The sequence below is a fragment of the Leisingera sp. M658 genome, from assembly GCF_025144145.1.
Lineage (GTDB): Bacteria > Pseudomonadota > Alphaproteobacteria > Rhodobacterales > Rhodobacteraceae > Leisingera.
Map to the genome: position 1 here is coordinate 2,958,630 of NZ_CP083546.1, position 20,561 is coordinate 2,979,190.

Annotated in this window: 19 protein-coding genes; 7 read left to right on the forward strand and 12 right to left on the reverse strand. The window is 63.0% G+C overall.

Annotated elements, in window-relative coordinates; genetic code table 11:
* Positions 1–28 precede the first annotated feature (28 nt).
* The 4 genes from K3724_RS14735 to K3724_RS14750 all read left to right on the forward strand — a co-directional run bounded on the left by K3724_RS14735 (position 29) and on the right by K3724_RS14750 (position 3,067).
* Positions 29–673 carry a pyrimidine 5'-nucleotidase gene (locus tag K3724_RS14735; RefSeq protein WP_259986523.1) on the forward strand — a complete coding sequence of 215 codons (645 nt, stop codon included), beginning with the start codon at positions 29–31 and terminating at the stop codon, positions 671–673.
* A 163-nt stretch (positions 674–836) separates the two neighbouring features.
* Entirely contained in the window at positions 837–1,085 is a 249-nt protein-coding gene (locus tag K3724_RS14740; RefSeq protein WP_259986525.1) for a hypothetical protein, read from the forward strand.
* Positions 1,086–1,164: 79 nt separating this feature from the next.
* Complete coding sequence (locus tag K3724_RS14745; protein WP_259986527.1) at positions 1,165–2,361, forward strand: UbiH/UbiF family hydroxylase; 1,197 nt, start codon at positions 1,165–1,167, stop codon at positions 2,359–2,361.
* 1 nt (position 2,362) lies between these two features.
* Positions 2,363–3,067: a M50 family metallopeptidase gene (locus K3724_RS14750; RefSeq protein WP_259986529.1), complete on the forward strand. Its 705-nt coding sequence runs from the start codon at positions 2,363–2,365 to the stop codon at positions 3,065–3,067.
* Here K3724_RS14750 and K3724_RS14755 read toward each other — a convergent pair.
* The 3 genes from K3724_RS14755 to K3724_RS14765 all read right to left on the reverse strand — a co-directional run bounded on the left by K3724_RS14755 (position 3,064) and on the right by K3724_RS14765 (position 5,288).
* Positions 3,064–4,188, reverse strand: a complete 1,125-nt coding sequence (locus K3724_RS14755; protein ID WP_259986531.1) for an aminotransferase class V-fold PLP-dependent enzyme — start codon at positions 4,186–4,188, stop codon at positions 3,064–3,066. The genes K3724_RS14750 and K3724_RS14755 overlap by 4 nt on opposite strands.
* A 189-nt stretch (positions 4,189–4,377) precedes the next feature.
* On the reverse strand, positions 4,378–4,836 hold the full coding sequence (locus K3724_RS14760; protein ID WP_259986533.1) for an Lrp/AsnC family transcriptional regulator: 459 nt from the start codon (positions 4,834–4,836) through the stop codon (positions 4,378–4,380).
* Complete coding sequence (locus K3724_RS14765; protein ID WP_259986535.1) at positions 4,833–5,288, reverse strand: Lrp/AsnC family transcriptional regulator; 456 nt, start codon at positions 5,286–5,288, stop codon at positions 4,833–4,835. The genes K3724_RS14760 and K3724_RS14765 overlap by 4 nt, the downstream gene beginning before the upstream one ends.
* A 132-nt stretch (positions 5,289–5,420) precedes the next feature.
* Here K3724_RS14765 and ilvC point away from each other — a divergent pair, with 132 nt between their 5' ends.
* The 3 genes from ilvC to K3724_RS14780 all read left to right on the forward strand — a co-directional run bounded on the left by ilvC (position 5,421) and on the right by K3724_RS14780 (position 8,442).
* Positions 5,421–6,443, forward strand: coding sequence for a ketol-acid reductoisomerase (gene ilvC, locus K3724_RS14770; protein ID WP_259986537.1), 1,023 nt, complete (start codon positions 5,421–5,423; stop codon positions 6,441–6,443).
* Positions 6,444–6,534: 91 nt separating this feature from the next.
* Positions 6,535–7,443 carry a DMT family transporter gene (locus K3724_RS14775; protein ID WP_259986539.1) on the forward strand — a complete coding sequence of 303 codons (909 nt, stop codon included), beginning with the start codon at positions 6,535–6,537 and terminating at the stop codon, positions 7,441–7,443.
* Between the two features lie 93 nt (positions 7,444–7,536).
* Positions 7,537–8,442: a DMT family transporter gene (locus K3724_RS14780; protein WP_259986548.1), complete on the forward strand. Its 906-nt coding sequence runs from the start codon at positions 7,537–7,539 to the stop codon at positions 8,440–8,442.
* 15 nt (positions 8,443–8,457) lie between these two features.
* Here K3724_RS14780 and glmM read toward each other — a convergent pair whose 3' ends face one another.
* The 9 genes from glmM to K3724_RS14825 form a co-directional block, all read right to left on the reverse strand.
* Positions 8,458–9,804, reverse strand: a complete 1,347-nt coding sequence (glmM, locus tag K3724_RS14785; protein WP_259986557.1) for a phosphoglucosamine mutase — start codon at positions 9,802–9,804, stop codon at positions 8,458–8,460.
* Positions 9,805–9,826: 22 nt separating this feature from the next.
* Positions 9,827–10,822 carry a dihydropteroate synthase gene (gene folP / locus K3724_RS14790; protein ID WP_259986559.1) on the reverse strand — a complete coding sequence of 332 codons (996 nt, stop codon included), beginning with the start codon at positions 10,820–10,822 and terminating at the stop codon, positions 9,827–9,829.
* A complete protein-coding gene (locus K3724_RS14795) occupies positions 10,819–11,739 on the reverse strand; it encodes a dihydroneopterin aldolase (RefSeq protein WP_259986569.1) in 921 nt (306 codons plus the stop codon). Before K3724_RS14795 ends, folP begins: the two co-directional genes overlap by 4 nt.
* Before the next feature lie 130 nt (positions 11,740–11,869).
* Positions 11,870–12,523: a cell wall hydrolase gene (locus tag K3724_RS14800; RefSeq protein WP_259986571.1), complete on the reverse strand. Its 654-nt coding sequence runs from the start codon at positions 12,521–12,523 to the stop codon at positions 11,870–11,872.
* Positions 12,524–12,694: 171 nt separating this feature from the next.
* On the reverse strand, positions 12,695–15,313 hold the full coding sequence (locus tag K3724_RS14805) for a pyruvate, phosphate dikinase (protein WP_259986573.1): 2,619 nt from the start codon (positions 15,311–15,313) through the stop codon (positions 12,695–12,697).
* Between the two features lie 135 nt (positions 15,314–15,448).
* Complete coding sequence (gene glyS / locus K3724_RS14810; protein ID WP_259986584.1) at positions 15,449–17,716, reverse strand: glycine--tRNA ligase subunit beta; 2,268 nt, start codon at positions 17,714–17,716, stop codon at positions 15,449–15,451.
* 9 nt (positions 17,717–17,725) lie between these two features.
* On the reverse strand, positions 17,726–18,934 hold the full coding sequence (gene gltS / locus K3724_RS14815; RefSeq protein ID WP_259986594.1) for a sodium/glutamate symporter: 1,209 nt from the start codon (positions 18,932–18,934) through the stop codon (positions 17,726–17,728).
* 33 nt (positions 18,935–18,967) lie between these two features.
* Positions 18,968–19,495 carry a DUF6446 family protein gene (locus K3724_RS14820; protein WP_259986596.1) on the reverse strand — a complete coding sequence of 176 codons (528 nt, stop codon included), beginning with the start codon at positions 19,493–19,495 and terminating at the stop codon, positions 18,968–18,970.
* A 17-nt stretch (positions 19,496–19,512) separates the two neighbouring features.
* Entirely contained in the window at positions 19,513–20,454 is a 942-nt protein-coding gene (locus K3724_RS14825; RefSeq protein ID WP_259986598.1) for a glycine--tRNA ligase subunit alpha, read from the reverse strand.
* Between the last annotated feature and the right edge of the window lie 107 nt (positions 20,455–20,561).

The window sequence follows — 20,561 nt, forward strand, 5'->3', positions numbered from 1 at the left end:
AGCGGCATCCGCCCCCTAATCCGGCACCATGCCCAAGCAATCCTTTTCCCATGTCACCCAATGGGTGTTCGATCTCGACAACACCCTGTATCCGCCGTCAGCACGGCTGTTTGACCAGATCGAGGTCAAGATGACGGCCTATGTGATGGCGGCCCTAGGCGTGGATAAGGCCAAGGCCGACCACCTGCGCAGCCATTACTGGCGCGAGCATGGCACCACATTGGCCGGGCTGATGCGCGAGCATGATCTGGATCCGGAACCCTATCTGGTGGCGGTGCATGACATCTCGATGGAACCTCTTGAAAAGGACGCTGGCCTGGCTGCGAACATCCGCAATCTGCCTGGTCAAAAGTTCGTCTACACCAATGGTACCGCTCCATATGCCGAGCGGGTGCTGGCCGCGCGCGGGCTGTCGGGGCTGTTTGACGGCGTCTATGGCGTGGAACACGCGGATTACCACCCCAAGCCGGAACGGCGCGCCTTTGACCGGGTCTTTGCCCGCGCCGGCGTAACCCCGGACCAGGCGGCAATGTTCGAGGATGACGCCCGCAACCTTGCCGCCCCGCACCAGATGGGAATGCGCACGGTGCATGTGGCGCCGGAACCGGTCAGGGCTGCGCACATTCATCACCATTCGGAAGATTTGACGGGTTTTCTGGCTGCTCTAGCCTGAGGTCCTGTCTCTGCAGGCGGCGCATTCCGAGGTCTTTTGCCGCCTCCAGGGATGTGTACAACTGCACACCGGCAAATCTTTGCAACTGCGGCAAAATATACCTGTTTGCCGCATGTTTTCCTCCCTATATGCGCCCCGAAACCGAATGCTTGGAGCCCGACCGATGAGCGCATATGCCCTTCCCAAACGCCTGACCCTGATGCAGCGCATGCTGTTTGCCGTGCCGCTGCTGGGACGGATGATCAAAGAGGTCGCTTACGGCCCGGATGAAAATCTCTATTACGCCATTGCAACGCTGGTCAGCCTTTGGGGCTGTTCGATCCTGCTGTTCGGCATTCCCGGTCTGTACATCCCGGCGGTCTGCATGGTGCCGGTGGTGTTCACACTGCTGATCTCCATCACCCGCGGCTAAGCGCCCTATCTGCCGCTATCGGCTTGTCTTCCCCCGCTGTCCGGGCCTATTTCTGGCGGCAGAACGGAGGGCTGATACGATGGCCGATACCTGCGATATCCTGATTTCCGGCGGCGGCATTGCGGGTCTGACCGCGGCCGCCGCTTTTGCCTCCAGCGGTTTCAGCGTGATCTGCGCCGATCCCGCCCCGCCGGTGACCGAGCGCGACGCCGAAGGCTCCGACCTGCGCACCACAGCCTTTCTGCAGCCCGCCCAGGCGCTGCTGGAGCGCTGCGGGATCTGGGCGCGGCTGGCGGATCACGCCGCGCCGTTGCAGGTCATGCGCATCGTCGATGCCGGCGGTGCGCGGCCCGAACCGCGGGTGGTCAAGGATTTCAACGCCGCCGATATCTCCGGCCAGCCATTTGGCTGGAACCTGCCCAATTGGCTGTTGCGGCGCGAGATGATAGCCCGGCTGGCAGAGCTGCCCAATGTCGATTTGCGCTTTGGCACCGGCACCACCGGCCTGTTTACCCGCACCGATGAGGCACGCGTCACCCTCAGCGATGGCAGCCAAGTGACCGCAAAAATGGTGGTGGCTTGCGACGGCCGCAACTCGCCGATGCGCGAGGCGGCGGGCATTCCGGTCAAGACAACCCGCTACGGGCAAAAGGCGCTGGCCTTTGCCGTCACCCATGTGGTGCCGCATGAAAATGTCTCAACCGAGATCCACCGCTCCGGCGGGCCGTTCACTCTGGTACCCCTGCCCGACTACCAGAGCCAGCCGTCCTCCGCGATTGTCTGGATGGAGCGCGGCCCCAAGGCGCAGGACCTCTTAAACCTGGAGCCAGCCGCCTTTGAGGCCGCCATGACGGAACGCAGCTGCGGTTTGTTCGGCGATCTGAAACTGGCCTCGCGCCGCACCATCTGGCCGATCATCAGCCAGTCGGCAGAGCGGCTGAATGGCGAACGGCTGGCACTGATGGCCGAAGCCGCCCATGTGGTGCCGCCGATCGGCGCGCAAGGCCTTAACATGTCCCTGGGCGATCTGCGCAGCCTGCTGGAGCTGGCCGAGGCCCGCCCCGAAGGTCTGGGGGATGCGCAAATGCTGGCGACCTACCACAAGGCCCGTCACAACGAGATCATGCTGCGCGTGAAAGGCATCGACCTTTTGAACCGCACCTCGATGCTGGCGCCGCGCCCCCTGCGCGACCTGCGCGCCTTCGGCCTCAACGCGCTTTATTCGCTGGCCCCGGTGCGCCGGACGCTTATGCAGATGGGGCTTGGTGTGAAATAGCATGCGGGCTGCCGGACGCTTTCTGAAAGGCCACTGGCAGCTCCTCTGCCTGACGCTGGCCATCGCCGCGCTCTGGCAGACCCCGGCACTGCTACCCTTGCGCATCCTCACTGTATTTCTGCATGAATTCTCCCATGCTGCCATGACCTTGCTGACCGGCGGCGATGTAGTCAGCCTGTCCATCGACCCTTACGAGGGCGGCAGGGTGGTTTCACGCGGCGGCAGCCGGTTCCTGACGCTTACCGCAGGCTATACCGGCTCGCTGCTGATCGGCTCTGCCCTGTTCGTGATTGCCCTGCGCACGGATTGGGACCGCAAGGTGCTGGCGCTGTTCGGAACCGTTACCCTTGTGATCGCAGTTTTTTATGTCCGCGATCTCTTTGCCCTCACGTTTTCCTTTGCAACGGGCGCACTGATGCTGGCGGCATCCCGGTATCTAAGCCTGAATATCAATGACATGATCCTGCGGGTGATCGGGGTCAGCAGCATGATCTACGCGCCGCTCGACATCTGGGACGACACGATTGCGCGCTCCTACCTGCGCTCCGACGCGCGGATGATGGCCGAGGAGTTCGGCGGCGCAACCATGCTGTGGGGAGGAATTTGGCTGGCCATCAGCCTTGGGGTGATCTGGCTCACCCTGCGCCGCGGGCTGGGCCGCACAAGCAATATTCCCTTGCGCAGCCCAGTCCGGATTTTGCGCTAAAGCACCTGATCCACGACCGCTTTCAGACGCGCGATGGTGGCATCCACATCATAGAGCTTATCCAGGCCGAACAGACCCAGCCGGAAGGTGCGGAAATCCGCAGGCTCATCGCACTGCAGCGGCACGCCCGCGGCGATCTGGGTGCCCAGCGCCAGGAACTTCTTACCGTTCTGCACATCCGGGTCGCTGGTGTAGCTCACCACCACACCCGGCGCGCCAAAACCGTCCGCGGCAACCGAGGTGATGCCCTTGTCCTTCAGCATCGCCCGCACGCCGTCGCCCAGCGCCCATTGCGCATCGCGCAAGCGGCCAAACCCGTATTCCTTGGTTTCGAGCATGGTATCGCGGAACGCCTTCAGCGCGTCTGTCGGCATGGTGGCATGATAGGCGTGGCCGCCGTCCTCATAGGCCTTCATGATGGTGCGCCACTGTTTCAGGTTGATGGCAAAGCTGTCCGAGGCGGTCTCTTCCAGCCGCGCCAGCGCACGGTCCGAGAACATCACCAGGCCGGCAGAGGGCGACGCGCTCCAGCCCTTCTGCGGCGCGGAGATCAGCACGTCGACACCGGTTGCCTTCATGTCCACCCAGGCGCAGCCCGAGGCAATGCAGTCCAGCACCACCAGCGCGCCAACCTCATGGGCAGCCGCGGCCATGGCGGTCACATAGTCATCGGGCAGGATCACACCGGCGGCGGTTTCCACATGCGGGGCAAAGACGATATCCGGCTTCTGCTCATGAATCGCTGCCACCACATCACCAATCGGTGCAGGCTCAAAGGGCGAGGCACTCTCATTGCCGGTGCGGCGCGCCTTCATCACGGTCGAGGACGCGGTGAAACCGCCGGTCTCGAAAATCTGGCTCCAGCGGTAGGAGAACCAGCCGTTGCGCACCACCAGCGCGTTTGCACCTCGGGCAAACTGGCGCGCCACGGCTTCCATCGCATAAGTCCCGCCACCCGGCACCAGAGCCACGGCTTCGGCGTTATAGACCTCTTTCAGCATCCCGTTGATGTCCAGCATCACCTGCTGGAAGGTCTTGGACATATGATTGAGCGAGCGGTCGGTGAAAACCACTGAGAATTCATCCAGACCCTGCGGGTCCACGGTATCGAGCAGTGCCATCTGGGCCTCCCTAGTATTCCTAATGAAACGGCTAGCCGGTACCGATGGATTTGGCAAAGCCTACCTTGGCATACAGCGCGGGCCGTTCTCCGGAGGGGGATACTGACGGCAGCTTAGCAAAAAGACAGCTCAGTCACGACAGAAACCACCCGGATTTGCGCCAAGCCGGTTTCCCATTGGAAACAAGTGTCAGCCCAGCGGCCCCGGCCTGCGCTCCTCGCTCAGCAGCACGTTGGCCTCGACATTGCCCACCCCCGGCAGGGTCATCACCCGGCGGCGCAGCACGCGTTCGAAATCCGAGATGTCCCGCGCTGTCACCCGCAAGCGGTAGTCATACATGCCCAGCACATGCTCCACCGTCTGTACTTCTGGAATGGCGGAAACTGCGCGTTCGAAATCCTCCAGGCTGACCCTTCCCTTGGTGGCCAGTTTCACACCAAGGAAAACGGTAACGCCAAATCCCAGCTTCTCCTTGTCGAGATCCAGCCTGCGGCCCGCGATGATCCCCGCCTCCTGCAGCCGCTTGATCCGCCGCCAGCTGGCGGGCTGGCTGAGGCCCAGCTGCCGCCCCAGCGCCCCTGCTGACAGGGTCGCATCTTCTGACAGTGCCCGCAGCAGGGCAAAGTCAAGATCGTCCAGCGCATTCATACCGGCAGCACCTCATCCGACTTGATCCGTGCCACATGCATCAGCGCCTCAATGTCCGTTATATGCGGCAGGTTCAAAATGGCGGCGCGGTAGATCTGCTGATAATGCGGCATGTCCCGCGCGATCACCGAAAGCCGCACGTCGACCTGGCCGAGGAATGTCTGGATCTCGATCACCTCGGCAATACCGCGGGCCGCCTCGATGAACTCGTCAAAGGCGCGCGGGTTGGTCTTGTCCAGCGTCACCCGCAGCGAGACTTCCACCTCATAGCCCAGGGCCCGCCAGTCGATTATCGCCCGCTGGCCCAGGATCACGCCGCCCTCGCGCAGCTTCTCCAGCCGCCGCGACAGGCGCGAGGCCGTCATACCCAGCCGTTCGGCCAGATCCGGAATCGGTTGCCCCGGCTCGCTTTGCAGATGGCGGAGAATGCGCCGGTCAAGATCATCAAGCATGAATTTGTCACTATCATGGAAAATAGAGAATAACTACGGCAAATAATCCGCCAAATTCATACGGAACGGCAATCGCCTTCCCCGCTCACTTCCTTATGATGCCCTCAAACACCAATGGAAAGGACGTGGATCATGCGCGTTTATTACGACCGCGATTGCGATGTGAACCTGATCAAGGACAAAAAAGTGGCCATCCTGGGCTATGGCTCCCAGGGCCACGCTCACGCGCTGAACCTGCGCGACAGCGGCGCCAAGAACCTTGTCGTTGCGCTGCGCGAAGGCTCCCCCTCCGCCAAGAAAGCCGAAGGCGAAGGCCTGACAGTCATGGGTATCGCAGAAGCTGCAGCCTGGTGCGACGTGATCATGTTCACCATGCCCGACGAACTGCAGGCTGAGACCTACAAGAAATACGTCCACGACAACATCCGTCCGGGTGCCGCCATCGCGTTTGCCCACGGCCTGAACGTGCACTTCGGCCTGATTGAGCCGAAAGAAGGCGTCGACGTCATCATGATGGCGCCCAAAGGCCCCGGCCACACCGTGCGCGGCGAATACACCAAAGGCGGCGGCGTGCCCTGCCTGGTTGCGGTTCACAACGACGCCACCGGCAAAGCACTGGAAACCGGCCTGTCCTATTGCTCCGCCATCGGCGGCGGCCGCTCGGGCATCATTGAGACCAACTTCCGTGAAGAATGCGAAACCGACCTGTTCGGTGAACAGGCGGTTCTGTGCGGCGGCCTGGTTGAGCTGATCCGCTGCGGTTTCGAGACCCTGGTCGAAGCTGGCTACGCGCCGGAAATGGCCTATTTCGAGTGCCTGCACGAAGTGAAGCTGATCGTCGACCTGATCTATGAAGGCGGCATCGCCAACATGGACTACTCGATCTCCAACACCGCCGAGTACGGACAGTACGTCACCGGCCCGCGCATCCTGAAGTACGACGAAACCAAAGCCCGCATGAAAGAAGTGCTGAACGACATTCAGCAGGGCAAGTTCGTCCGCGACTTCATGCTGGAAAACGCAGTTGGCCAGCCGACCATCAAAGCCTCCCGCCGTGCCAACGACGAGCACGCGATCGAGGCAACCGGCGCCAAGCTGCGCGGCATGATGCCCTGGATCTCGGCCGGCAAGATGGTCGACAAAGAGAAGAACTAAGGCGCCCGCGGACATTTCCGCTGACCTTACCTCTGCAGGGCGCTCCATTTTGGGGCGCCCTTTTTTTGCTCCGAGACATTGAGACATTTTTATGCCAGACTCCCCCGGCGCCGCCAATTGGGCCAAACTTCTGTTCCTCGGAGTGATCTGGGGTGCGTCCTTCATGGCGGTGTCGCTGGCTCTCAGAGGCTTTCCGCCAATGACCATCGCCGCGCTGCGGATCTCGATCGGCGCGCTTTGCCTGCTGGCAGTGATTTCTGCTATGGGGATCGGATTGCCCTCCCTGCGCAACCGCGAGGGCCGGATCATCTGGGCCTGTGCCATCGGCATGGGGTTCTTCACCAACGCCCTGCCGTTCACCCTGCTCAGCTGGGGGCAGACTTATGTGGCCAGCGGCTTTGCCGGGGTCTGCATGGCCGTCGTACCGCTGTTTGTGCTGCCGCTGGCGCATGTGCTGGTGCCGGGCGAGCATATGACCCTGCGCCGCACCATCAGCTTCCTGATTGGCTTTGCCGGTGTGGTGGTGCTGATCGGGCTCGACGCCTTCCGCTCCGCCGGCAGCGATTTTGAATCGCTTGCGCGCCTCGCCTGTCTTGGCGCCTCTCTGTGTTATGCCATCGGTTCGATTATCACCCGGCTCTGCCCGCAGGTGAACATGCTGTCGCTCTCTGCTGCGGCCCTCCTGTGCGGTGCCGTCATGATGACCCCGGCCGCGCTCTGGGCCGAAGGCGTGCCGGACCTGCCCGCCGCGCTGCCACTGGGCGCCGTCATCTACCTCGGCCTTCTGCCCACCGCGCTGGCGCAGGTGCTGCTGGTCCAGGTCGCCCGCAGTGCAGGTCCTGCATTCCTGTCGACCGTGAACTATCAGGTGCCGGTCTGGTCGGTGATCTTTGGCGCCACCCTGCTGGGGGAGACACTGCCGCCGCAATTGTTTGCAGCTTTGGCTTTGATCCTCGGCGGGCTGCTCCTCAGCCGCAACCGCCGCCCGCGCGCGGTCTAGGGTTAAAAACACTTCGATAGATAACAAAGCAATTGCCATTGACCCCGTCCGCCCGGCGGAGTCTTTTCGCCCTGTAAACCGCAGGAGAACCCCATGCCCGGCATCGCCCCGCGTTATTGGATGATGATCGCCGCCCTTGGCTTGGTTTGGGGTGCCACCTTTCTGCTGATCAAGCTGGCACTGGAAGGCATCACACCGTTCTGGCTGGCCGCCGGGCGGATCGGATTTGCGGCCCTTTTGCTTGGCGCAATCTGGGGCTGGCGCGGTTTCAAGCTGTTCCGGGGCGAGGCCAACTGGCCCTCAATCATCATCATCGGCATCCTTAGCACCGCCCTGCCTTTCATGATGATCTCCTGGGGGCAGCAGCATGTCTCCTCGGGTTTTACCGGCGTCAGCATGGCGGCAATCCCGTTGATGGTGCTGCCGCTGGCGCATTTTTTTGTGCCAGGAGAGCAGATGACCCTGCGCCGCCTGATTGGCTTCAGCATCGGATTTGCAGGTGTCGCCCTATTGATTGGCAGCAAGGCGTTTGAAACCAGCGGTGCTGAACTGGAGGCCTATGGCCGCGCCGCCTGCCTGACGGCGGCGGCCTGTTACTCGGTCAGCTCGATCCTGACCCGGCGCCTGCCGCCCGCCGATCCGGTCGGGTTGGCAGCCATCTTTCTGGTGATCGGCTGTTTCATCATCTTCCCGGCCGCCTGGGCCGCCGAAGGCCCGCCGGTGATGCCGGACACCCAAACGCTGCTGATCGCCGCTATCCTCGGCCTGATCCCCACAGCTGCTGCCAACCTGCTGCGGGTCATCGTGGTCCGGGAAGCGGGACCGACCTTCATGACCTTGACCAACTATCAGGTGCCGGTCTGGGCCGTGGTGCTGGGTGCTGTCTTCCTGGGCGAGGATCTGCCACCCTCGATGCTGCTGGCAATGGGGATGATCCTGGGCGGTCTCGGCCTCAGCCAGTTCGGCAAGCTAAGCCGTCTGTTCACCAAAGGCGGCTAAGCGCCCCCAGCCAAGTTATTCTGCGACGGCGGCCTCAACCGCAGCCACCACGCTGTCAACGGCCAGCGCCATCAGCCCCGCGTCCTCACATTCCGCCATTACCCGCACCAGAGGTTCGGTTCCGGACTTGCGGATCAAAAGACGCCCCTGACCGGTCAGTGCTTTCTCAGCAGCGGCAATCGCCTCCTGCACGCGCTCATCGTCCAATGGCGCCTGGCCGGACTGGAAGCGCACATTGCGCAGCCGCTGCGGCACGGTCTGGAACTGATGCGCCAGCTCAGACGCCAATTTGCCGGTCTGCACCATCTCAGCCAGGAAATGCAGCCCTGCCATCAGCCCGTCGCCGGTGGTGGCGTAATCGCTCATCACGATATGGCCCGACTGCTCACCGCCCAGGTTAAAGCCACCCTCGCGCATCCGCTCCACCACATAGCGGTCGCCGACGGCAGTGCGCTCCAGCCCCAGCCCCTTGCTTTCCAGGTGCCGTTCCAGCCCGAGGTTCGACATCACCGTAGCGACCAGCGCTCCGCCTGCCAGCTGGCCCTGCTCCGCCCAGCGGGTGGCCAGCAAGGCCATCAGCTGATCGCCATCGGCCACGGTGCCGGTCTCGTCAATCACGATCACCCGGTCGGCATCGCCATCCAGGCAAATACCGGCATGGGCGCCATGCGCCACAACCGCCTCAGCGGCGGTTTGCGGCTGGGTCGAGCCGCAGCCGCGGTTGATGTTCAAACCATCCGGCGAGACGCCAACCGGAATGACCTCGGCGCCCAGCTCCCACAGGACCTCGGGCGCTGCCCGGTGGGCTGCTCCATTGGCGCAGTCGATCACCACTTTCAGCCCGTTCAGGCCAAGATTGCGCGGCAGCGAGCTTTTGACCCGCTCGCCGTAACGGAAACGGGCATCGTCGATCCGCTTGGCACGGCCGATATTAGCGGCCTGCGCGGCTTCGACCCCCGCATCGATGAGGGCTTCGATCTCCATCTCGGCGCTGTCCGACAGTTTGAACCCGTCGGGGCCGAAGAACTTGATGCCGTTATCCTCGGAAGGGTTGTGGCTGGCCGAGATCATCACCCCCAGGTCGGCCCGCATCGACCGGGTCATCAGCCCCACCGCAGGTGTCGGCACCGGACCCAGCAGCAGCACGTTCATGCCTGTGGAGGTCAACCCCGCCGTTAGCGCGTTCTCAAACATATAGCCGGACAGCCTTGTGTCCTTGCCGATCACCACCCGGTGCACGCCAGACCCGTCACGCCGGAAGTAACGCCCGACTGCGGCGCCGATGCGCAGCGCCATCTCGGCGGTCATGGGATGGGTATTGGCAGTGCCGCGCACGCCATCAGTGCCAAAGAGTTTACGCATTATGCTTTTCCTGCCAAAAGCCTCAGCGGACGGCCTGCCAAAGTCGCAGCGCCTGAACCGTTTCAGCAACGTCATGCACCCGCAGGAATTGCACGCCTTGCCCCAGGGCCGCAAGCCCCACTGCGATTGAGCCAGGTGCGCGGGCATCCGCGCGCGGCTCTTTGCCGATTTTACCGATGAAACCTTTGCGGGACACGCCCAGCAAAATAGGGCAGCCAAGCCCGTGGAACAGGCTGAGATTGCGCAGCAGCGTCAGATTATGCGCCTGCGTCTTGCCAAAACCGATGCCAGGATCAATCACGATCTGTTCGCGGATCACGCCAATGGCCTCCAGCCGGTCGATCTGATCGCTCAGGAAGTCATAAACGTCCAGCAGCACATTGGCGTAATGCGGGTCCTGTTGCATGGTGGCAGGATCGCCCTGCGCATGCATGATACAGACCGGCACGCTGGCCTGGGCCGCCAATGGTGCCAGCGCCGGATCGAACGTGAAGCCTGAGACGTCGTTGAGCAGGTTTGCCCCCGCCTCCATCGCTTCCATGCCCACGGTGGCCTTGCGGGTATCAATGGAGACCGGCACCGGGCTGGCCGCCCGGATTGCTGCGATTACCGGCGCGGTGCGGTCTATTTCCTCAGCCTCGGAAACCTCTTCGGCGCCCGGGCGGGTAGATTCGCCGCCGACGTCGATGATAGTGGCGCCCTCCTCCACCATCCGCAGGGCTGCCGCCTTGCCGGCCTCGACACCGGAATGCCGGCCGCCGTCCGAAAAACTGTCCGGGGTCGCATTCAGGATGCCCATGATCTGCGGCTGGGTCATGTCCAGCCCGGCAATCGACGCACGCCGCGCGCTTAAGCGGCGGCGCTCCTTCTCAGGCACCAGCCCTGCCGGTGCGATCCGCGGCGGTGCGTCGCGGCTCAGGATTTCAACCTCGGTAAACCACAGGGCACTGCCTGCCAGCGGGACCGCACCTTCGGGGCGCGCCTCGCCATGCTGAACCAATGGCCGGTAATATATCACAGTTGTGTTTGCTCCACGCTGACGGCCCGCAAGGGGACACCGGGATTATCAGGCAAATCCCCGCCAAGCACAATCATTTCACCCGCCTCAAAGGTCGCCGCAAACCAGGCCGCCAGCGCAACCGAGTTCGACGGCGGGGCCGAGGGGCCTTCCACCGCGTCCAGCACGATCTTGGACGGCGCCCAGACGCAGATCTGGCCGTTCTTGATCGCCCAGTCCAGCTCGGTCCGGGTCGAAACCACCACGCAACGGTCATCCTTGGCGGCAAGGCGCCAGGCGTTCTGTTCGATTGCCAGCAGATCGATCCGGCGCTGTGTCCATTTGTGACCGGTGGTGGGGACCTCCAGCAGGTGGGCGCCAACGCACAGGATCAGCGGCCGCCGGCGGCATTCCATCTGGTCGATCCAGGCGGTCAGGTTGCCGCTGTCGATCGCGTCGTTAGACAGATACATCAGCCGCGGATGCGGGCGCTCTTCTTCATCCACCGGATGGGTGATCTGGTCCTTGGAGCGCACCACTTCGACGCCCAGCGCGCCGGGACCGCGGTCCAGTTTTTCGATCCGCACAAAGGCGCGCACCGCCTGATGCTCCAGCAGGATCCGCTCGGCCACCCGTTCGGCCAGTGTCTCCAAAAGGTTCAGCCGTTCGGCCGCCAGCTCATGGGCGATTGCCTCGGTCAGCTTGTCATAAGACAGAATCCGGTCGACATCGTCATCCAGGTCCTTGGGCAACGGCGCAATTTCGACCACCACATTGAAGCTGATCCGCTGGGTCGAGCCGCGCTCGGCCTGAAAGGCGCCGATCTCCACCTCGACAGTGTGATCCCGCAGGGAAATGCGGTCCAGCGGTCCCGGCGCAGCAGTGGCCACAGAACGCTCGGACGGGTGCGCAAAGGCAAGGCGGATTTCAGAGGGCATGGGAAAACGGGCCTTTGGCTGGCAGTGTCAGGTGATGGGACCCAACAATAGTATTTCAGCGCCGTCATAACAGGCCCGCAAACGCCACGCCAGTAGCCGAAAGCGGCACTGGCGTGGCGCCTTCAGGCGGTCAGTTGCTCAGCGCCGTCCGGTAACGTTCGTCCCGGTAGAACAGATGCACGCCGATGCGCGCTGTGTTTGTGAAGGTGCGGCTCCAGCGCGGCCGGACCGCGGTGGTATGATAGTAGGTCGCACCGCCGGTCAGCTCTGACTTCAGCCCGTTCAGCGCGGCGCGTGCCACCTTGGCCACCCGCTGATACGCCTTCTTTTCGTTGATCACTTCCTTGTGGCCATCGCAGGTATAGGTGAACTGGCACTGGTACTTGCGCCCGGTTCCCTGCTTGATCACACCGCAAAGCGAATTCGGGAATTGCGCGCTCTTGACCCGGTTCAGGATCACTTCGGCCACTGCAAACTGGCCTTTTACGGTTTCACCGCGGGCCTCGAAATACAGCGCTTCGGCCAGACAGGCGAATTGCTCGCCGCCGGCAGCTTTCGGCTGGGCATCCAGCCACGCCTTGCTGTATTCGATCTGCGGCCGCGCCTTGCGGCTCTTGAACGCGTTGTTGCGGATCCCGAAAAACCCGCTGAACTTCCGCGCAGGCACTGCGCTCAAACTGGCCTGTTCACGCTCGATCAGCGTACCCAGACCGGTTTCGGCAGCAACACTCTTACCCATCGCGATGGTGGCAGCCATCACGGCAATCATAGTCAACAATTTCATTCAGGGTTCCCCCGTCCTAGCAGCTTGTGCCCGGTTCCCCCGGCACATGCGGTCGCATCCCTTAAGGTAAAAGACCCGAAACGTCCAGCGTTCGGGCTGCAACCGCACTTATGGGGAACACATGCACACCGCCGGTGTTACATCGGCGGCTGTTGGATGGCCCAATTTTTCTTAATATTTTGTGTATGTTGGCGCCGTCTGCCCGGTCTTTCCGGAAATTGCCAGCTGGGCTGCGGCCAATCGCGCAACCGGGACCCGGAACGGGGAACATGAAACGTAATCAAAGCCCGCATCACGGCAAAAGGCAATCGATTCGGGGTTGCCGCCGTGCTCGCCGCAGATCGACAAAGTGATGGCGCTGTTTTCCGCCCGGCCGCGCTGCACACCCAGTTTCAGCAGCTCCCCCACCCCGTCGGTGTCCAGCACATGGAACGGATCCTCGGGAAAGACCCCCTGGTTCACATAGTCCGACATGAACCGCCCGGCATCATCACGCGACAGCCCATAGGTCATCTGGGTCAGGTCATTGGTGCCAAAGCTGAGGAACGCGGTATGCGGTGAAATCTCACCCGCCCTGAGCGCCGCGCGCGGTGTTTCCACCATGACGCCCAGACGGTAGGTAAAGTCCTCGCCGCGCTCTGCCTTGACCGCCGCGGCCACCGCATCGATGCGGGCCTTGACCAGCTCCACCTCGCGCTTGGCCGACACCAGAGGGATCATGATCTCTGGCACCACAGGCTCGCCCCATTTCGACGCCTCCAAGGTGGCTTCAAAGATCGCCCGCGCCTGCATGTCATAGATTTCCGGAACCGTGACCCCCAGCCGCACACCGCGCAGGCCCAGCATGGGGTTGTATTCGCCCATTTCCTCGACCCGGCGGGTGACATCGCTGACCGGGATGCCCAGTGCCTCGGACAATTCCCGCTGACCGGTTTTGGTGGCAGGCAGGAATTCATGCAGCGGCGGATCGAACAGGCGGATGCAGACCGGCATCCCCTCCATGATCCGGAACAGTTCGCGGAAATCGTCACGCTGCATCGGCAGCAGCCGCTCCAGCACCGCAGCCCGCCCTGACGGCGTCTCGGCAAAAATCATCTCCCGCATCACCGTCAGGCGGCCGGGCTCAAAGAACATGTGTTCCGTGCGGCAGAGCCCGATGCCCTGCGCATTGAATTTCCGTGCCGTTTCAGCATCTTCCGGCGTATCAGCATTGGCGCGAATGCCAATGTCGCGGGCCTCGTCCGCCCAGGCCAGCAAGGTTTGCAGCGCCCCGTCCTGGGCCGCCTCCAGCATCGCCGGCTGGCCCGCCAGCACATGGCCGCTGCTGCCGTCGATCGTGATAATGTCACCAGCCCGGAACACCCGGCCATCCGCCGCCTCCAGCATCTTGCGCTTGCTGTGGAATTTCATGTTCAGGGCGCCGACAATACACGGCAGCCCCAGCCCGCGGCCGATCACCGCAGCGTGGCTGGTCATGCCGCCCTTTTCGGTCAGCACCCCGGCAGCGGCATGCATTCCGCGCACGTCTTCAGGAGAGGTTTCCCGGCGCACCAGAATGCAAGGCTCCCCGCGGGACGCGCTGGCCTGCGCCCCGGCGGCGGTAAAGACCAGCTTGCCCGTGGCAGCCCCCGGGCTGGCGGCGATGCCGCTGCCAATCACATCCCGTTCCGCATCCGGCGCCACCTGGCGGTGCAGCATCTCATTCAGGATATGCGCATCCACCCGCATCAGCGCCTCTTCCTGCGGGATAATGCCGTCTTCGGCCAGCGCTACAGCGATCCGCACCGCAGCCTGCGCCGAGCGCACCACCCGCACCCCGTCGAGGATATGCACGCGCCCGTTCTCAATGACAAACTCCAGCTGCATTTCCTCACGCAGCTTCTCACGCATCAGCGCGGCATGGGATTGAATGTCCGCAAAAGCCTCCGGCGCCAGCTCCTCCAGCGACAGCCCGCGCGTATCCCTGGCCAGATACAGCGCCTTAGCCCCAGCCCCCAGCGCATCGCGCCCCTGGCTTTGGCTCAGGTAGCGTCCGGTCAGCCTGGGGCTGCCGGTGGTCGAATTCACCAGCTGCAGCACGCCGGAGCCGCATTCGCCCTGGCCGACACCGGGGATCATTTCCTGCACCACTAGCCCCAGGCCTGCATCAGCAGGTGCGCCCTTGGCCTGGCGCAAGAGCCGCGCCGAGGTGCCTTCCCAGGCCCGCGCCATCGACCGCAGCACCGCCGCCAGCTGTTCGCCTGGATCCTGCGGGAAAGGCTCATCCGTTTCCGCCTCGTAAGCGTGCAGGATCTCGCTCAGCGCGTCCGGGCCGCCATCCTCGACATCGTCGAACACATCCGGGTCCAGCCGCGCCACATGCACTGCATAAGATTGCACAAAGCGCAGGAACAAAGCCGCGGCGGCCTCGCGGCCCAGACTGTCGCAAAGATCCACGTAACGCGCGTCATTCATGCCGATATTCAGGATCGCGCCCGGTCCGCCCCAATCCGGATCCTCGGAAGACGGGCGCACGCACAGCAGCGCCTCCGGGTCGAATTCGCTCAGCACTGCTGTCAGATCCGGCATCTGGCCTTCGGCAATGGAATGCACCGCATCAAAAGACAGCGCCACTGTGCGCGGCACCGGCAGGTCCAGCCGCTCCAGCCGCTGCAGGCATTTCGCCCGCCCGCCATGGGTGGTGGCGGCAATCGGTGCGGTCGCGGTGATCAGGGAAGCCGGCGGGATCTGTTCGAAATCTTTCTGCACTGCAGCACGTCTCCTTTGCAAGTCACCATAAGGACAAGACATGATCGCGCAAGGGGCTTGTAACCGCCCTCCGGCAACTGGGCGCGGTTCTGCAAAAGAAAACCGGCCTTCCCTTGCGGAAAGGCCGGACCCTGCGGGGCGGGTATTTTGGACCAGAAAGAAGCAGCCGGCTGGTGCTCAGCCTTCAACCTTGGTGAGGTCAGCAACCTGGCCGCAGACCTGGCGGATCTGGCTGAGGAGGTTCAGGCGGTTGCGGCGGACGATGTCGCTGTCGGCATTCACCTGCACTGCCTCAAAGAACGCATCTATCGGCGCGCGCAGGGCGGCCATGCCCCGCATGGCAGCCGCGAAATCTTCGGCCTCGATGGCCGGAGAGATCGCCGCCCCGCCTGCCTCCAGCGCGTCGAACAGTGCCTTTTCGGTGTCGTCCTCGGCAAATTTGCGGTCGGCGCCATAGGAGTATTCGACGCCGTCTTTTTCCTCGGCCTGAGACAGGATGTTGTTGGCGCGTTTGAAGCCTTGCAGCAGGTTGGTGCCGTCCTCGGTCTTCATGAAGTCTTCGAGTGCGCGGGCGCGTTTGACCAGCAGGGTCAGATCGTCGTTACCGTCCATGGCGATGCAAGCGTCGATCACATCATGGCGGATGCCCTGATCGCGCAGGAAAACCTTGAGGCGGTCGTGGAAGAAGGAGAGGAGGTCGGTGGGTGCGTGGTCGAGATACTTGGTGTATTCGGCCAGTTCCGCAGCAAGCGCTTTGAGCTCTCGCTCCATGGCGGGCAACTGCTCCTCAAGTTCTTTACGGGTACCCGAAATCAACGTCCCTAGATACGTGGGGTCGGATAGAAGCCCCTTCACTCGATCAACCTCCGATTCCAGATAGTATAGAGCACCTTCCAAGGAAGCCTTCTTGGGCTGTTTAGCTAAACCTGCCGCGAAAACGGATTTTAGTCCGACCCGCACATCATTCTCCAGCACCAGCCGGATCACCCCCAGCGCGGCTCGGCGCAGGGCAAAGGGGTCTTTCGACCCGGTGGGCTTTTCATCAATCGCCCAGAATCCGGTCAGCGTGTCCAGCTTGTCGGCCAGCGCAACGGCAACCGAAACAGGCTCTGACGGGACATCATCGCCCGGTCCCAGCGGCGAATAATGCTGCTCGCAGGCGTTTGCCACTTCCTGCGGCAGACCGGCGGCCTGTGCATAGTAGCGGCCCATCAGGCCCTGCAGTTCCGGGAATTCATAAACCATTTCAGAGCTGAGGTCGGCCTTGGCGACCCGCGCCGCCTGCTCTGCCAGACCGGCATTGGCGCCGACATCCGGCGCGATCTCGCGGGCCAGCGCGGCGATGCGGTCAATCCGCGCCGCCTGGGTGCCCAGTTTGTTGTGAAATGTCACGTTGCCGAGGTTTTCGACCCAGGACCCCATGCCAGCCTCGGACTTGGCGGTGCGCAGGTCGTTTTCCCAGAAGAACTTGGCGTCGGCCAGCCGCGCCGACAGTACTTTTTGATTGCCCGCCAGAATGGTGGCGCCATTGTCCACGGTCTCGCGGTTGGCAACGGTGATGAATTTCTCGATCCGCCCGGTCTTGTTTTTTTTGACCGAGAAGAACTTCTGGTGCTCCTTCATGGACGTCTGCAGCACTTCGGCCGGCAGCTCCAGGAATTCGGCGTCGATGGCGCCCATCAGCACCACCGGGCATTCCACCAATCCGGCAACCTCGGCCAGAAGACCCTTGTCTTCGACCACCTCCAGGCCGCTGGCAAAGGCCTGATTGGTAGCCTCCTGCCAGATCGCCTCGGCCCGTTCGCGGGGGTCCAGCACCACATGCGCGCGCTTCAGCTTGGCGGCGTAGTCGTCAAAACCGGTGACGGTGATCTGGTCCGGAGCCATGAAGCGGTGGCCGCGAGTGATGTTGCCGGATTTAATACCGTCGATGTCCAGTTCCACCACGGTCGCGCCTGCCTCATCCGACAGGATACACAGGATTGAATGCAAGGGGCGCACCCAGCGCAAAGTTCCGGCGCCCCAGCGCATGGATTTGGGCCAGGGGAAGGTGCGGATGGTGGTTTCCAGTACCTCGGCAATGATCTCTGCTGCCGCACGCCCCGGCTTTTCGATCAGGGCGAAATAGACCGCACCCTTGGGGGTCTCGCGCTCTTCCAGCTGATCGCGGGTCAGGCCTGCGCCGCGCAGGAAGCCCTCGATTGCCTTGTCGGGCGCGCCGACCTTGGGGCCTTTGCGTTCTTCGCGGATGGTGGGGCTTTCCGCCAAGAGACCGTCAACCGCCAGCGTCAGGCGGCGCGGCGTCGACAGCGCTGCGGCACCGGCATAGGTCAGACCCGCCTCGACCAGGCCATCGGTCACGCGTTTCTTCAGATCCTCGGCGGCACGCGCCTGCATGCGGGCCGGGATTTCTTCGGAAAAGAGTTCAATCAGCAGATCGGGCATCGGGGGTCCTCAGAAATTCACGATCGCCTGGATGACGATGGCATTGGCGATATCAACAAAGAAGGCGGATACAAGGGGGAGCACAACAAAGGCAATAGGCGACGGCCCGTAGCGTTTGGTCACAGCGGTCATATTGGCGATGGCCGTGGGGGTGGCGCCCAGCGCAAAACCGCCGAACCCGGCGGCCAGCACCGCAGCCCGGTAGCCGCGTCCCAGCAGCGGGAACAGCACAAACAGCACAAAGGCCACCGTGAACAGCGTCTGCGCCAGCATGATGACGGCAATGGCCAGTCCCAGCCCCGCGATGGTCCACAGCTGCAGGGCCATCAGCGACAGGGCCAGAAAGGCGCCCAACGAGAACTCCGAGATCAGAGCAAGCGCCGGGGTGCGGGCGACAGGGTCCGCAGCGGGCGCAATCAGGCTGCGCAGGTTGGCCAGCAGAATGCCCGCGATCAGGCAGGGCACAAACAGCGGCAGCTTCACCCCCGCAGCGTCCAGGCTGATCGAGGCGGCATATCCCAGGATTATGGCAAGGTTCAGGTACAGCATCACCCGCATCAGATCGAGGTGGCCGACAGTTGCTGTCTCCGCCTCGTCATGCCCAAGGCCGACTGTCTGTTCCTCCTCCGGGCGTGCAGGCGTCAGCCCATGCCGGTTGATCAGGTGGCGGGCAACCGGCCCGCCCACCAGTGCTGCCAGCACCAGACCCAATGTTGCAACCGCCACGCCCAATTCAGCGGCACCGTCCAGCCCTGCCGCCGCCGCCACATCGGGCGCCCAGGCAATCGCTGTTCCATGCCCGCCGATCAGCGCCGCCGACCCGAACAGAACGCCTGCCTGAACCGGATATCCGAACAGCACGGCCCCGGCGGCGCCGATCACGTTCTGGGTCAGAATGGCCAGCAGGGTCAGCACCAGCAGGATAACCAGCGGCCTGCCGCCGGCAACCAGGTCGGAAAGCCGCGCGTTAAGGCCGATACCGGCAAAGAACAGCACCAGCAGGTAGTCGCGGCTCTGCATCTCGAACTCGATTTGCAGGCCGGTCAGGCTGTAGACCAGCAGCACCGCAACCGAGGCCGCCAGCCCGCCGGTCACCGGCTCCGGGATGTTAAACCGGCGCAGCGCTGCAACCTTGGCATTCAGGCGCGCTCCCAGCAGAAAGACCGCAAACCCCAGCGTTACCGAGATGAAGTCAGGTATGGTGATATGGGTTTCCATGTCCCGTGCGGGATTTGCCTCTTAACGTTCCGGTTATTCGCCTGTTGCCGGCCGGGCCGGGCATTCCTCGCCCACCACGGTGCCGTCATAGGCTTTCTGGCCGCAGTCATTCAGCTCATGCCAGACATAGCCGCGGCCATCGTCAGTGACGGCAACAACCCGGTCGACACCAAAGGAGATGTTCTTGACCGACAGGAAGGATTTGGCCGAGCCATTGGCCAGCTGTTTGCCGATGGCAGCCGCATCAAAACACTCAAACCAGCCCGGCGCGTTGCGCGGTTCCAGCTTGTCCGTCAGGGTGAACAGCTGCGCCAGTGCATCCGGCGTCACTTTGGTGCGGAAACACGCGCGGTAGCGGATCGGCGAACTGCCGGCGTCAATTGCCTCAAACTCTGAATAGGCGACCGGCTGCGCCTCGCCGCCATTCAGCGGCACAAGCATCACGTCGCGGCCCGGCTGCAGTTTCACGTCCTCATAAAACCCGTAAACCTGAAGGTAATACATTGCCCCGCCAGCGGCGAGCGCTGACAGGATCAGGATCAATGCCAGGAACTTTCCCATATCGCGCCCTACTCTGCTCAGGCTGCACTTTCGGCGGTATACCCGCCGGCGTCAGTCAGCACAAAGGCGTCGGCACATTGCTTGGCCAGCGCCCGGACCCGGCCGATATAGGCCTGGCGCTCGGTAACCGATATCACGCCGCGCGCATCCAGCAGGTTGAAGATGTGGCTGGCCTTGATGCACTGGTCATAAGCCGGGTGCGCCATGATGATGCGCTTGCCGGTCTTGGGATCCATATGCTCTTGCGCCAGGATGGCGGCGCATTCAGCCTCGGCCTCCTCGAAATGGCGCAGCAGCACTTCGGTGTTGGCCACGTCAAAATTCCAGCGGGCGTATTCTTCCTCGGTCTGCTTGAACACATCGCCATAGGTCAGCGGGATCAGCGCGTCCGGATCGTTGTAGGGCATGTCCATCACATGATCGACACCCAGCACATACATCGCCAGACGCTCCAGACCATAGGTCAGCTCGCCCGAAACCGGATGGCAGTCATGGCCGCCGACCTGCTGGAAATAGGTGAACTGGGAAACTTCCATGCCGTCGCACCAGACTTCCCAGCCCAGGCCCCAGGCGCCCAGCGTCGGGCTTTCCCAGTCGTCCTCGACAAAGCGGATGTCATGCATTGCCATATCAACGCCGATCGCCTCAAGACTGCCCAGATACAGCTCTTGCAGGTTCGGCGGCGAGGGTTTGATCAGCACCTGGTACTGGTAATAATGCTGCAGCCGGTTCGGGTTTTCACCATAGCGCCCGTCCGTGGGGCGGCGCGAGGGCTGCACATAAGCCGCGGCCCAGGCTTTGGACCCCAGCGAGCGCAGCGTGGTCGCCGGATGAAAGGTGCCGGCGCCGACTTCCATGTCATAGGGCTGCATCACCGCGCAGCCTTTGGCAGCCCAGTAATTCTGAAGCCTCAGGATAATCTCTTGGAAGGAGCGCGGCGCGCCGTTGGTCTGGGTCATCTCGTATCCCTTTTGGGGCAGCTGGGGCAGCAATTGCGGGGATCTTCCTATGCAAGGCAATGGGCAGGGTCAACGCCCTCTGGCCTTTGCGCAGGTCCGCCGGGCTT